Annotated in this window: 14 protein-coding genes and 1 other RNA gene; 10 read left to right on the top strand and 5 right to left on the bottom strand. The window is 66.8% G+C overall.

What is annotated here, in order from left to right; translation table 11 throughout:
- Positions 1–21 precede the first annotated feature (21 nt).
- From U1700_RS07725 to U1700_RS07740, 4 genes are read left to right on the top strand one after another with little or no spacing between them, the layout of a single operon-like run.
- A complete protein-coding gene (locus U1700_RS07725) occupies positions 22–1,650 on the top strand; it encodes a tetratricopeptide repeat protein (protein ID WP_332751660.1) in 1,629 nt (542 codons plus the stop codon).
- Positions 1,647–2,468, top strand: coding sequence for a 4-(cytidine 5'-diphospho)-2-C-methyl-D-erythritol kinase (locus tag U1700_RS07730; protein WP_332751662.1), 822 nt, complete (start codon positions 1,647–1,649; stop codon positions 2,466–2,468). The genes U1700_RS07725 and U1700_RS07730 overlap by 4 nt, the downstream gene beginning before the upstream one ends.
- 22 nt (positions 2,469–2,490) lie before the next feature.
- Positions 2,491–3,825 carry an NAD(P)H-hydrate dehydratase gene (locus U1700_RS07735; protein WP_332751664.1) on the top strand — a complete coding sequence of 445 codons (1,335 nt, stop codon included), beginning with the start codon at positions 2,491–2,493 and terminating at the stop codon, positions 3,823–3,825.
- Entirely contained in the window at positions 3,822–5,009 is a 1,188-nt protein-coding gene (locus U1700_RS07740) for a class I SAM-dependent RNA methyltransferase (protein WP_332751666.1), read from the top strand. Before U1700_RS07735 ends, U1700_RS07740 begins: the two co-directional genes overlap by 4 nt.
- On the opposite strand, the gene U1700_RS07745 is transcribed toward U1700_RS07740, so the two are convergent.
- The 4 genes from U1700_RS07745 to U1700_RS07760 form a co-directional block, all read right to left on the bottom strand.
- Positions 4,996–5,430 carry an MAPEG family protein gene (locus U1700_RS07745; RefSeq protein WP_332751668.1) on the bottom strand — a complete coding sequence of 145 codons (435 nt, stop codon included), beginning with the start codon at positions 5,428–5,430 and terminating at the stop codon, positions 4,996–4,998. The two genes, U1700_RS07740 and U1700_RS07745, sit on opposite strands and share 14 nt — an antisense overlap.
- A 160-nt stretch (positions 5,431–5,590) precedes the next feature.
- Positions 5,591–6,640, bottom strand: a complete 1,050-nt coding sequence (locus U1700_RS07750) for a 1,9-bis(guanidino)-5-aza-nonane synthase (RefSeq protein WP_332751669.1) — start codon at positions 6,638–6,640, stop codon at positions 5,591–5,593.
- 87 nt (positions 6,641–6,727) lie between these two features.
- Positions 6,728–7,963 carry a type III PLP-dependent enzyme gene (locus tag U1700_RS07755; RefSeq protein ID WP_332751670.1) on the bottom strand — a complete coding sequence of 412 codons (1,236 nt, stop codon included), beginning with the start codon at positions 7,961–7,963 and terminating at the stop codon, positions 6,728–6,730.
- A gap of 212 nt (positions 7,964–8,175) precedes the next feature.
- Positions 8,176–8,421 (bottom strand): hypothetical protein, encoded by a 246-nt coding sequence (locus tag U1700_RS07760; RefSeq protein WP_332751671.1) that lies wholly within the window; start codon positions 8,419–8,421, stop codon positions 8,176–8,178.
- 51 nt (positions 8,422–8,472) lie between these two features.
- Here U1700_RS07760 and U1700_RS07765 point away from each other — a divergent pair, with 51 nt between their 5' ends.
- Positions 8,473–8,640 carry a hypothetical protein gene (locus tag U1700_RS07765; protein WP_332751672.1) on the top strand — a complete coding sequence of 56 codons (168 nt, stop codon included), beginning with the start codon at positions 8,473–8,475 and terminating at the stop codon, positions 8,638–8,640.
- A 9-nt stretch (positions 8,641–8,649) separates the two neighbouring features.
- Here the strand turns inward: U1700_RS07765 and U1700_RS07770 are convergent, their stop codons facing one another.
- Positions 8,650–9,303, bottom strand: coding sequence for an alpha/beta hydrolase (locus tag U1700_RS07770; RefSeq protein ID WP_332751674.1), 654 nt, complete (start codon positions 9,301–9,303; stop codon positions 8,650–8,652).
- A gap of 84 nt (positions 9,304–9,387) precedes the next feature.
- On the opposite strand from U1700_RS07770, the gene U1700_RS07775 reads away from it, so the two are divergent.
- The 5 genes from U1700_RS07775 to ffs all read left to right on the top strand — a co-directional run bounded on the left by U1700_RS07775 (position 9,388) and on the right by ffs (position 12,379).
- The gene (locus tag U1700_RS07775; protein WP_332752266.1) at positions 9,388–10,473 is read left to right on the top strand and encodes a cysteine desulfurase family protein; all 1,086 of its coding nucleotides are present in this window, start codon (positions 9,388–9,390) and stop codon (positions 10,471–10,473) included.
- Positions 10,470–11,573 (top strand): cysteine desulfurase family protein, encoded by a 1,104-nt coding sequence (locus U1700_RS07780; protein WP_332751676.1) that lies wholly within the window; start codon positions 10,470–10,472, stop codon positions 11,571–11,573. Before U1700_RS07775 ends, U1700_RS07780 begins: the two co-directional genes overlap by 4 nt.
- Positions 11,570–11,899: a 2Fe-2S iron-sulfur cluster-binding protein gene (locus U1700_RS07785; RefSeq protein WP_332751677.1), complete on the top strand. Its 330-nt coding sequence runs from the start codon at positions 11,570–11,572 to the stop codon at positions 11,897–11,899. Before U1700_RS07780 ends, U1700_RS07785 begins: the two co-directional genes overlap by 4 nt.
- A 63-nt stretch (positions 11,900–11,962) precedes the next feature.
- Complete coding sequence (locus U1700_RS07790) at positions 11,963–12,226, top strand: hypothetical protein (RefSeq protein ID WP_332751679.1); 264 nt, start codon at positions 11,963–11,965, stop codon at positions 12,224–12,226.
- A 60-nt stretch (positions 12,227–12,286) separates the two neighbouring features.
- Positions 12,287–12,379, top strand: an RNA gene (gene ffs, locus U1700_RS07795) — signal recognition particle sRNA small type.
- The last annotated feature ends 9 nt before the right edge of the window (positions 12,380–12,388 follow it).

Below are 12,388 nucleotides of genomic sequence, written 5' to 3' on the forward strand. Positions count from 1 at the left end.
TTGGTTGCCCTCTCCTCGTTTGTGGCAATCACTCCCGGCCTTGCCGCGCCCAGCGCGCGTCCCGCCCCCGACGACTTGCTGCGCACCTATGTCCAGGCGCGCGGGGCCGAAGTCGTTGGTGACCAGTCCCGCGCCGCCACCCTCTTCGCCGGCCTCGCCGCCAGCGACCCGGCCGACCCGACCATCGCCCAGCGCGCGATCGAGGGCGCCATTGCTGCGGGCGATTTCCCGCTCGCGCTGCGCCTCGTGCGCGTGCTCCCGGCGAAGGAGCTTTCGCTTTCCGAGCGGCTTCTGATCGTCGCCGACGACCTTCGCGGCAATCGCCTGACTCCGGCGCTGGCCGTGCTCGAGAGCCCGGGTCAGTCGCCCGACCTCACGTTCATGGGCCCGCTCGTCCGCGCCTGGGATCAGGCGCAGCGGCGGGACCCGGCCGCCATCGCCACCATTGGCCAGATCCCGACCAGCGGACCGCTTGGCGCCTTCGTCCCCGAACAGCGCGCGCTGATCCTCGCCGCGCTTCGGCGGACCGAGGAGGCCGACCCCTTCGCCCGCCGTGCCATCGCCGGTGCTGGCGGGCGCGAAACGCGCGTTCGGCTCGAACTGGCCGAAGCGTTCCGCGCCGCCGGTGATCCCGCCCGCGCCCTCGCCCTGCTGGATGCTCCTGGTCGCGGCCTCGCCGTCGCCCGCGCCCGCATCGCCGCGCGCCAGTCGCTCGGCCAGCGGATCGAAACCCCTGCCGGGGCCGTCGCCGAAATACTCCTCGGCCTCGCCATCAGTCTCAATCGCGCGGATGATCAGGACTTGCCCATCGCGCTCGCCCAGATCTCGCGACTCGCCGCTCCGGGCAACAGCGAAAGCGCGATCGTGCTTGGTCTGCTGCTCGACCAGTCGGGCCGCAATGCCGATGCGCTCGCCGCCTTCGCCAGCGTCTCGCCCGACGATTTCCTCGGCGGCCAGGCCCGCGACGCCCGCGCCCGCAGCTTGCTCAAGGTCAAGCGCAATGACGAAGCGCTCGCGCTCGCCCGCGCCGCCGCCGCCGACCGGGATGCCGACAACAGCGACTTTACCCGGCTCGGCGATGTCTATGACGCGCTCGATCGTGATAGCGATGCTGCCGATGCCTATCTGCGCGCCGTCTCGATGATGCCGCGCTCGGGCACTGGTGCCGCCGACGCCTGGACCGGCTACCTCCTCGCCGGAAGCGCGCTCGAACAGGCCGGCCGCTGGCCAGAGGCACGCCGCGCGATCGAGCAGGGACTGGCGCTTGCCCCGGAAAACCCGTTGCTGCTGAATTTCCTCGGCTATGCCGAGCTGACCCATGGCGAAAATGCCGACGCCGCCGAGGCGATGATCCGCAAGGCCTCGACCCTTCGCCCCAACGATGCCTCGATCACCGACTCGCTCGGCTGGGCGCTCTACAAGCGTGGCAAGACCAACGAGGCGATCAATACGCTCGAAAAAGCAGCCGTCGGCGACCCCGCGCAAAGCGAGATTGGCGAGCATCTCGGCGACGCACTTTACACCGCCGGGCGCCGTTTCGAAGCGCGCTTCGCGTGGCGCGCCGCGCTCGCCACTGCCGACGTCAAGGCCAGCACGCGCCTTGCCGCCAAGATCGACCAGGGGCTCGGGCCGACGACCGCAGCGCCGTGAGCGATCCCGTTCCCGAGCTTTTGTCCGAACCCGCTCCGGCAAAGCTCAATCTCGCCCTCCACGTCCGCCGCCGCCGCGACGACGGTCGCCACGATATCGAGACAATCTTCGCCTTCTGCACCGACGGCGACGGGCTTCAGGCCGGCATAGGGCGGGGGCTTGCCCTGACCATCGCCGGCTCTTTTGCCGAGGGTCTGTCGGCGGGTGATGATAATCTGGTGATCCGTGCCGCTCGGGCACTGGCCGAAGCCGCCGATATCGAAGCGAATGCTACGCTCCACTTGACCAAAAACCTGCCCGTCGCGTCGGGCATTGGCGGCGGTTCGGCCGATGCGGCCGCCGCACTCCGCCTGCTCACCCGCCTGTGGGGAATCGACCCCGTCCATGCCTCGGCGGTCGCGCCCACACTGGGCAGCGACGTCCCGGCCTGCCTGCTCAGCATGACTGCGCGGGGTAGTGGGGCAGGGGACAATCTCGCCCTTGAAGATGCCGACGTCGCCGCCGCGCCCGTGCTCCTTGTCAACCCGCGCGAGCCGCTCTCAACTGGCGCCGTCTTCGCCGATTGGGACGGCATAGACCGTGGCCCACTCGATCATTGGCGCGACGGTCGTAACGACCTCGAGCCTGCCGCGTGTGCGCTCGTCCCCGCGATCGGCTCGGTCCTCGACTGGCTCGGCAAGCAACCCGGCGTCTCCACCGCCCGCATGTCGGGCTCGGGCGCGACTTGCTTTGCGCTGTTCGATGATGAAGCCGCGCGCGACGGAGCCGCCGCCGCTGTCCCGCCCGACTGGTGGCATTTGCCAAGCTTCATTCGCTGAGGCTTAGCGTCTAAGGGGCCCCATGCGCCCGATCCTCACCGCCGCCGCCATGCGCGCCGCCGAACAATCCGCCATATCCGCCGGCACGCCGGAAACCGAACTGATGGAACGCGCCGGCGCCGCACTGGCCGAGGCAGCGTGGCAGGTCGCCGGGGCCATGCCCGCGCTGATCCTGTGCGGACCCGGCAATAATGGTGGCGATGGCTATGTCGCCGCGCGGATCCTCGCCGAGCGTGGAGTCGAGGTGCGGATCGCCTGCGTGGGGGAACCGCGGACCGTTGCGGCGCGGGGGGCGAGGCAACACGCTCGGACACGGTATGAACTGCTCGACAGCGAAACTCCGGCAAGTCCGCTGCTGATCGACTGTCTGTTCGGAACAGGACTGAAGAAACCACTGGAAGATGCTGTTATCAGTCAGCTTCAACGGTTGTCCTTTGCTGCGCGCTTGCGGATCGCGTGCGATGTGCCGAGTGGGGTGGAAGCCGATAGCGGGGCGCTGCTTTCGGACCATCCCGGTACCGATTTTTGCGTGACGTTCGGGGCCCTCAAGCCGGCGCATCGACTTGCCCCGGGGATGCGCCGCTGCGGGCAGATCATCCTTGCCGACCTCGGCATTCCGATTGTCTCCGACTGGTTCGAGATTGGCGAGCCCGAGCTTCCGCCACTCGACCCCGACGGCCACAAGTTCAAGCGCGGACTGGTCCACCTCCTCGCCGGCAAAATGCCCGGCGCGATCGGGCTTTCAGCCCGCGCGGCGGCGCGCTCGGGGGCGGGCTATGTCCGGGTCAGCACGTCGCGCGCGATCGACAATTTGCCCTCTTCGATCGTCCAGACCGACACCGCCGAAGTCAACGACCCGCGTATCGGCTGCCTCGTCGTCGGACCCGGACTCGGTGACATTCCACAAGTGCTGACCCTCGCCTTGACCGCCGGGCGCCCGGTGGTGATCGACGCCGACGCCATCGGCCATGTCGGTGAGCCCGACCGCCTGCGCGGCCACGACGCCATCCTGACGCCCCATGCCGGGGAGTTCAGCGAGCTGTTCGGGACGCTGCCCGGAACCAAGGCCGAACAGGCGCTCGCTGCGGCCAAGGCAAGCGGCGCGGTCGTTGTTTTCAAGGGACCCGATACGCTGGTCGCGAGCCCCGACGGACGCTTGGGCTTTGCACCGCCTGCTCCGGCATGGCTGGCGACCGCCGGAACGGGGGACGTCCTCGCCGGGATCATCGCCGCGATGCGCGCCCGCGGCATGCCGTCGTTCGAGGCGGCCTGCGCAGGGGTCTGGCTCCACGGCCGCGCGGCAGAACGGGCCGGCTCGCACATGATCGCCGACGATCTGGTTGAAGCGCTTCGATGAGTGAACCCATCGTTCGCATCGCCGCGCGCGGGGACGGGGTCACCGCCAGTGGCCGCCACGCCGCGCTCGCCGCGCCCGGTGACCTGCTTCACGAAGATGGCACGATCGAGCCCGGTCCAGGCCGGCAAGAGCCACCGTGCCGCCACTTCCCGGTTTGCGGTGGATGCCAGCTTCAGCATCTCACCGACGCCGCGTACGCCGCTTATTGCGAGCAACGCATTGCCGGTGCGCTGGCCCAGCATGGGATTGAGACGAAGATCAGGCCCGCCCTGCTGTCCCCGCCCAAAACCCGCCGCCGCGCCAGCCTTCACGCACTTCGCCTCGGCGGGGGGGTCGCTATCGGCTTCCACGAGGGCCAGTCGAAGCGCATCGTCGACATGCGTGAATGCCATGTTCTCGCGCCCGAACTGTTTGCGTTGGTCGATCCCTTGCGCAAGCTGATCGGCCCGATGTTGCGCCCCAAGCGCGCCGCGACGATCCAGCTCACGCTGGCCGACCAGGGGGTCGATGTGGCTCTTGCCGGGGTCGAGGCCGAGGGACTGGCCGCCGCCGAGGGGCTGACCCGCTTCGGCGAGCGCTTCAACCTGGCCCGGCTGAGCCTCGACGAGGGCTATGGCGCCGAAGTCCGTTATGAGCCCGTTCCCGCGACCGTCACCCTGTCGGGCATCCCCGTCGCGCTTCCCGTCGGCGCCTTCCTTCAGGCAACCCGCGATGGCGAAGCGGCGCTGGTCGCGGGGGTCCGCGAGGCCACCGCCGGGGCCGCGCACATCGCCGACTTCTTTTCCGGCCTCGGTACTTTCGCGCTCGCGCTCGACGGTGACGTCACCGCTGCCGAGGCCTCGCGCGAGGCGATCCTGTGCCTCAAGGCCGCTGCGACGCGGGCAGGGCGCCCGGTCACCGCCGACCACCGCGATCTCTACCGCAACCCCTACCAGCCCGCCGAACTGACGGACTTCGATGCGGTCGTGCTCGACCCGCCGCGAGCGGGCGCGCATGAGCAAGTGTCGGCGCTGGCCGCGTCGGGTGTCGCCCGGATCGCCTATGTCAGCTGCAACCCCGCAACCTTCGCTCGCGATGCCGAGACGCTCGCCAAAGGCGGCTATCGGCTGATGTGGGTCCAGCCCGTCGGCCAGTTCCGCTGGTCGACCCACATCGAACTGGTCTCCGCCTTCAGCCGTGCATGATCCCGATCGCGGCGTGAAGCGTCAGCCCGATCAGGCACAGGCTCGACAGCGCGAAAAGGATGAACCGGACGAGGATCCGGTTCCACGTCGCCTGGACGATGCTGTGCGCGATGCGAAGCCCGACATAGCCCCATGCCAGCATGGTGTTGAACGGCAATTCCTGCCCCATCAGGATAAGCGCGAAGACGATCGCGTAGAACAGCGTCGGCTGCTCCATCAGGTGGATATAATTATGCGCCTTCCATTGGGCCTTGTCGTCGACAACGCCGTCGAGCGCACCGGGCTTGCTGCCGACGCGTGTGTTCAGGTCGATCCCGACTTTCTTCATCGCGGGCAGACGGCTGATGACCATCCACAGCAGCATGACCAGCGACCAGGCAACGAGCGCGACGACCGGGCCGAGCAGTGGATTATGAGTCATGATTAGCAGTCCCCCCTGTTAGACGCAGGAGAGTGGGGGAGATTGCTTAGAGTGACAAGAGTGATCGGCCTTGCGAGCGCAAGCGAAGCAATCCACTGGTCAGTGCGGGGTTGCTTCGCTTCGCTCGCAATGACGGGCTAAGCAAACATGTTGTGCTCGGCTAGTCGAACATCTTGGCGAATGAGCGTTTGGCGCGGGTCTTCCACGCGCCGCGATGCCATGCGTCGCTGGCGAGCAGGGGCAGGACCGAGGTCGCCTCGGCGAACACCATCTGCTCCATCGCCGTCGACACCTTGCCCCAGCTGGCCGCTTCCTGAAGCGTCGAGGAGGAACAGGCACCATCACGAACGTCCGCGACGGTGATCTGGACGGCATATTTGTGAACCTCGACATCGTGGTGGCCGAGGATTTCGGCGCACACGACCGTGTCCTGGGTGAAGTTCTTGGGCACGCCGCCACCGATCATCAGCAGGCCGGTGGTGCCGGCCTTGATCTTGATGTCGGTCAATTCGCGGAAGTCGGCGATGGCGTCGAGCACCATGTAGGGCTTGCCTTCCTTCATCCGGTCGACCTGGTGCTTGACCAGGCCGAACCCCGCCGATGAATCGACGAACGCCGGGCAGAAGATCGGCACGTCATGCTCATAGGCGAGCTTGACCAGACTGTTGTCCTTCTTGCCATGCTCCATCAGCCACTTGCCCATCTCGCGGATGAAGGCACGCGAGGAATAGGGCTTGGGATCGAGGCTGTCGGCGATCTTGCCGATGGTGAAGTCGCAATCCTGAAGCTGCGTCTCGTCGATATAGGTGTCGTAGATGCGGTCGATGTAGAGCGAGCGCAGCGTGTCATCGTCAGGAATTTCAAGCGCCTGGTAATGTTTGTGGCCAAGTGCTTCGAAGAAATCCATGTCGACGATGGTGGCGCCGGTGGCGACGATGGCGTCGACCATGTTCGACCGTACGAGCTCGGCATAAAGATCCATGCACCCGCCCGCCGAGGTCGATCCGGCAATGACCAGGATGATCGAACAGCTGCCGTCTTCCAGCATCATGTTGTAAAGCCCGGTGGCGCGGGCGAGGTCGCGGCTGGTGAAGCTCATCTTGCCCATCGCCTCGACGATCGGGCGGGCATCGAAGCTGGTGATGTCGATATGCTCGACGGCCGACGAGAGCAGCTCCGCCTTGCGGGTATCGTTGATCGGGGTGTTCATCGCAGGGTCTCCAGACACGAATCCGCCGTCGTCAGGGGGACGGTGGAGACCCACGATCATATGGCCCGTTTCACGGGACCACTGATTCTAGCCCTTTAAGGCGTTCGTATCGGGGAGGGCAACTGAGCCGCCGTACAAACTCGCCATCGGTTCGTCGTCGACGATCACCCGCTCGACCGTGCCGAAGCCGTTGAACGCGGTGCGCATGGCACAGCCATAGGCGCCGAGCATCCCGACTTCGATATAGTCGCCGGGGCCAACGTCGCCGGGCAGTTCGAACGGCCCGACCATATAGTCGAGGTCGTCGCAGGTCGGGCCATAGAAGCTGAAGTTCATCGGGCGAACGTCGCTCGTCGGCTCGCGGACCAGCGCGACCGGGTAGCGCCAGCCGATGTGCGCGGCGTCGAACAGCGCGCCATAGGCCCCGTCATTGATGTACAACTCGTCGCCGCGGCGCTTCTCGACGCGGACCAGCACGCTGGCATATTCTGCGCACAACGCGCGACCCGGCTCGCACCACAGCTCTGCAGAATAGCTGATCGGCAGCGCCTCGAACGTCTCGTGGATGGTCGCAAAATAAGCCTCGAGCGGGGGCGGTTCCATCCCCGGATAGGAGGACGGAAAGCCGCCGCCGACATCGACGATGTCGACCGTCACGGCGGCCGACACGATCGCATCGCGGACCTGCGCCATTGCGTCGCGATAGGCCTGCGGGCTCATCGCCTGGCTGCCGACATGAAAGCAGATGCCGAGTGCGTCGGCCGCCTGGCGGGCGGCGAACAGCAGCGGCTTCACGTCATGCGGCTCCGTCCCGAACTTGGTCGCGAGGCTGAGCTTGGCATGCTCCGAGGAAACCCGCAGGCGAACCAGCAGGTTGAGGTCGGATGCCTGATCGTCACCCGTCGCGGTGGCGCGCATGATCTTGGCGAGTTCGTCGAGCGTGTCGAGGCTGAAGGTGCGCACGCCATGGACGTGATAGGCCTCGGCGATCGCTTCCTCGGCCTTCACCGGGTGCATGAAGCACAGCGTCGCGTCCGGCAGCGTTTCGGCCACCAGCTTGACCTCGCCAAGCGAGGCCACATCATAATGGGTGACGCCTTCGGCCCACAGCAGTTCGAGCAGCGCCGGGGAGGGGTTCGCCTTGACCGCATAGAGCGACCGCCCCGGAAACTTCTGGGTGAAGAATCGGGCAGCCCTGCGGGCAGCATGCGGACGAAGCAACGTCACCGGCTGGACCGGGCGAAGCTTTGCGATCTCGGCGGCATTTGCAATGCCGACGGACGGGGCTTTTGCTAGCCCCAGCGCGCGATGATGGTTGTGCAACTCAAGGGACCTCCAACAGTCGTTCACGAAAGCTGCCTTGCGGTTGGAAGTCCCATGGGGCAGCGAGGGGGGCGATATATGGGGGGGGGACCTCCTATGCAACCATTTTTGAAAAGTTGGCGGCCGTGGGAGGAACAGACTGGCGACGCCAGCTGTCGTTTCGTCGAAAAACTCGGAGATCTACCTATTTGTCGTGGCGCAGTTGGCGGCGGTCAGGCGACGTGCTGGAGCGCCGCCATGTCGCGCATCGCCGGGCCCGAACGCTCGACCGCATGGGTGAGGCCATCGAGTTCGGCGGCAAGCGTGCGCAATTCGGCGGCAAGCGCCTTGGGATCGGTATCGCCAACCCCAGCCGCTGCATCGAGCAGCGAATCGAGGACCATCGTCAGGCACGGCAGGATCGTCGCTTCGATCCGCTCAAACGCCTCGTCGAGGGTCGGCTGGCACGGACTGTTCATTTGTCGCGGCTAGCCAAACGGGGTTAAGATATGATTGCGAAGGAGAAGAAGTTGAGTGGCATCGGCGAAGCGGCCCTCGGCCTGGCAATGATTGCGGCGATCCTGCTGGCGATCTTCGGCGTGCGCCTGGCGCTCCGCCCCGAAGACCGCCAGCGCGGCCTGCTGATGATCGGTGCGGCGATTGTCTTGGTCGCGAATGTTATAATCTGGACGGTCTAGGCCGCCGACCTACCGCTTCAGATCCTTGTCGAGCCGCATGTCGAGATAGTCGTCGACGCTGCCCATCAGCTGGGGGAGCTCGTTGGCGAAGAAGTGGTTGGCGCCGGGGATCACGTCGTGGTGGATGGTGATGTGGCGCTGGGTACGCAGCTTGTCGACCAGCTTCTGGACCGCGATCGGGGTGACGACCTCGTCGGCCTCGCCCTGGATCATGATGCCCGACGACGGGCAGGGCGCAAGGAAGCTGAAGTCATACATGTTGGCTGGCGGGGCGATCGAGATGAAGCCCTTGATCTCGGGCCGACGCATCAACAGCTGCATCCCGATCCACGCGCCGAAGCTGACGCCCGCGACCCAGGTGGTTTGCGCCTCGGGATGGATCGACTGGACCCAGTCGAGCGCCGAGGCGGCATCGCTGAGTTCGCCGACGCCGTTGTCGAACAGGCCCTGGCTCTTGCCGACCCCGCGAAAATTGAAGCGCAGAGTCGCGAAGCCGCGCCGGACGAAGGTTTGGTACAGCAGCTGCACGATCTTGTTGTTCATCGTGCCCCCGGCCTGGGGGTGCGAGTGCAGGATCACGGCAACCGGCGCGCGCGGACGCGGCCCGGGATTGAAACGGCCTTCGAGACGGCCTTCGGGACCGGGGAAAATAACTTCGGGCATGGGGCTCGATACGCTAGAGGGCGGAGACGCCTTGGCTATATAGGCCTCAAGCCCCCGAGCGCAATCTTGAGTTCACGATCCGACATGAGCCGCCGCATCTACCTTGACCATGCCGCGACCACGCCGGTGATCGATGGAGCGCGCTCGGCGGTGGCGCAGGCGATGGCGCACTGGGCCAACCCCAGCTCGCCGCATGCCGACGGGCGCGCGGCACGAGCCGCGCTCGAGGAAGCGCGGCGGACGATCGGTGAGGCGCTCGGCTGGCGGCATGACGTCATCCTGACGTCTGGTGCGAGCGAGGCGATCGCGATTGCCGCCGCAAGGGCGAGGCCCGAACGGCGCATCGTCGGGCCGACCGAACATGAAATGGTGACCCATGCAATGGGCGCGGAGGCGATCGTGCTTCGCGTGGATTGCAACGGGCTGGTCGATCTCGACGAGCTCGATGCCGCGATGGCCGAAGGTCCTGCGCTGGTCGCGATCCAGCTGGTCAATAACGAGACGGGGGTGATCCAGCCCGCTGCGGAGATTGGCGCCCGGATCCGCGCAGCGGGGTCGCTGTGGCTGTGTGACGCGGCGCAGGGGGCAGGCAAGATCGACCTGCCCGATGCCGATTTCATCGCCGTGTCGGGACACAAGCTGGGCGGGCCGCCGGGGGTCGGCGTGCTGCTGGTCCGCGACCTTGCCAAGCTCGCTCCGTCGGGCGGGCAGGAAAAGGGCTATCGGCGGGGGACGTCGGATGTGCCGGGGGCGGCAGGGCTGGCCGCGGCGCTGGCTGGTGGTGCCGTACGCGACGCCATGCCGCGGCTTGCCGGTCTTCGAGCGCGACTTGAGGAAGCCATTCGCTCCGAGGGCGGGGTCATCATCGCCGAGTGCGCCGCGCGTCTTGCCACGATCGGCGGGGTCGCGATGCCCGGCGTCAGTTCGGCGAGCCAGCTGGTCCAGCTCGACCTCGCCGGCATTTCGGTCAGCGCGGGGAGCGCCTGCTCGTCGGGATCGATGAAACCGAGCCATGTACTTGCCGCCATGGGGATCGCCCCCGAGGTCGCGGCCTCGACCATCAGGGTGAGCTTCGGGGCTAGTACGACCGAAGCCGATGTCGATGCTTTCCTGACAGAATGGCGGCGGATCGCAACGAAGCGGCAGGTCGGGCAGGGGCGTGCGGTATGACTTATCTTGACTATCAGGCGAGCACCCCGCTCGCGCCCGAGGTCAAGGCGGCGATGACCCCGTGGCTCGATCGCTTCGCCAACCCGCACAGTCCTTCGACCGAGGGGCGGCGAGCGGCGGCGGCGATCGAGGTGGCGCGGGATCAGGTTGCGCGGCTGTTGCCCGAGGGCGGCGCCCTGGCATTCACCTCGGGCGCGACTGAGGCGCTGAACTGGGCGATCAAGGGGGTGAGTGAGCTTGGGCCCCGGCGCAAGCTTGTGACCATCGCCACCGAACATGCCGCCGTGCTCGACACCGCCGAATGGCTTGGCGCGCGCGGGGTCGAAGTGGTCCGGCTCGGCGTCGGTCCTGAAGGGCTGGTCGACCTCGACGAGGCGGCCGTGGCGATCGACGATTCCACTGCGCTGGTCGCAGCGATGCTGGTCAATAACGAGATTGGCGTGATCCAGCCGATCGTTGCGCTGTCGCAGCTTGCGCGCCGTGCGGGCGCGCTGATGCTGTGTGACGCGGTCCAGGGCTATGGTCGGATGCCGCTGCCCGAGGGCCCCGACATGATCGCGCTGTCGGCGCACAAGATCCACGGCCCCAAGGGGATCGGCGCCTTGTGGGTCGGGGAGGGCGTGAGGCTCGATCCGCTGCTCCACGGCGGCGCGCAGGAGATGCTTGGCCGATCGGGAACGCTGTCGCCGATGCTGTGCGCGGGCTTCGGCGAGGCTGCGCGGTTGATGACGCAAAACATGTCTGATGACCGCGCCCATGTCGATCGCCTGTGGACCGCTGCTCGCACGGCGCTGGGCCCCGACTGGACCCTCAACGGCAGCGCGACCGACCGCTACCACGGCAACCTCAACCTGCGCCGCGAGGGGCTCGACGCCGCGCGCCTGTTGACCGATTGCCGCGACATCGCCTTCTCGCTCGGATCGGCCTGTGCCAGCGGGTCGGGCCGACCGAGCCACGTCCTGCGCGCGCTGAGGCTCACCGACCGTCAGGCCCGCTCGTCGATCCGGCTTGGCTTTGGCCGCTACACCGCAGAGGATGAATTGGTGAGCGCGTGCCAACGGCTTGACCAAGCCGCGCGGTCGCAGAGGGTGGTTGGATGACATTTGTCCGTTTTCTCAAGGCCGACGGTGCGCTTGACTGCGAAGTGACCACCGCCATCGGCAGCAATCTGCTTGATCTTGCCCAGGCCCAGGGCCAGCCGCTTGAGGGTGCGTGCGAGGGGCAGATGGCCTGCTCGACATGCCACGTGATCATCGCGCCCGAAGATTTCCAGAAGCTGCCCCGCGCGACCGAGGATGAGGACGACCTCCTCGATCTGGCAGTCGGGGTCACGCGGACTTCGCGCCTCTCGTGCCAGATCCTGGTGCCTGCCGAAGGTCTGACAGTGCGCATGCCCCCTTCCAGCCTCGACTGGCGGCGGGGATAGGAACGCAGGCGTCACATTGCGGGTTATGCTCGCGGGCCGCGTATCGGCTCAGGGAGAGATGCCATGAAAATGATCATAATGCTTGCCGTCGGCCTGCTGTCGACCGGCGCAATTGCCCAGACGTCGACGATGCAGACCACCACAACCACGACCAAGCCCGCACCGGCGCCGACGACCATAAACCACAGCACGACCACCAGCACGCGCCACAGCGAATCGCACATGCGCGCCAGCGATAATCACAAGATGCGCCATCACATGCGCCGCAAATGCTATAACCAGATGCGCCACGGCCATAAGGTCCGCGTCTGCCGCTCGCGCTATTAGGATGAGGCAAGCGGCGCGCCCGGCTTGATCGTTCGCGCCGCTTCGCCCATAGGCCCGCCCCGAGAGTCGGGCGGACGGTGCAGTCCCCAACCTGGTCAGATCCGGAAGGAAGCAGCCACAAGGATATCGTGCCGGGTCGTCCGGCTCTCACCCGCCTCGCCA

Origin of the sequence: Sphingomonas sp. RB1R13, from assembly GCF_036663775.1 — a bacterium.
In the GTDB taxonomy this organism is placed as follows: Bacteria; Pseudomonadota; Alphaproteobacteria; order Sphingomonadales; family Sphingomonadaceae; genus Sphingomicrobium.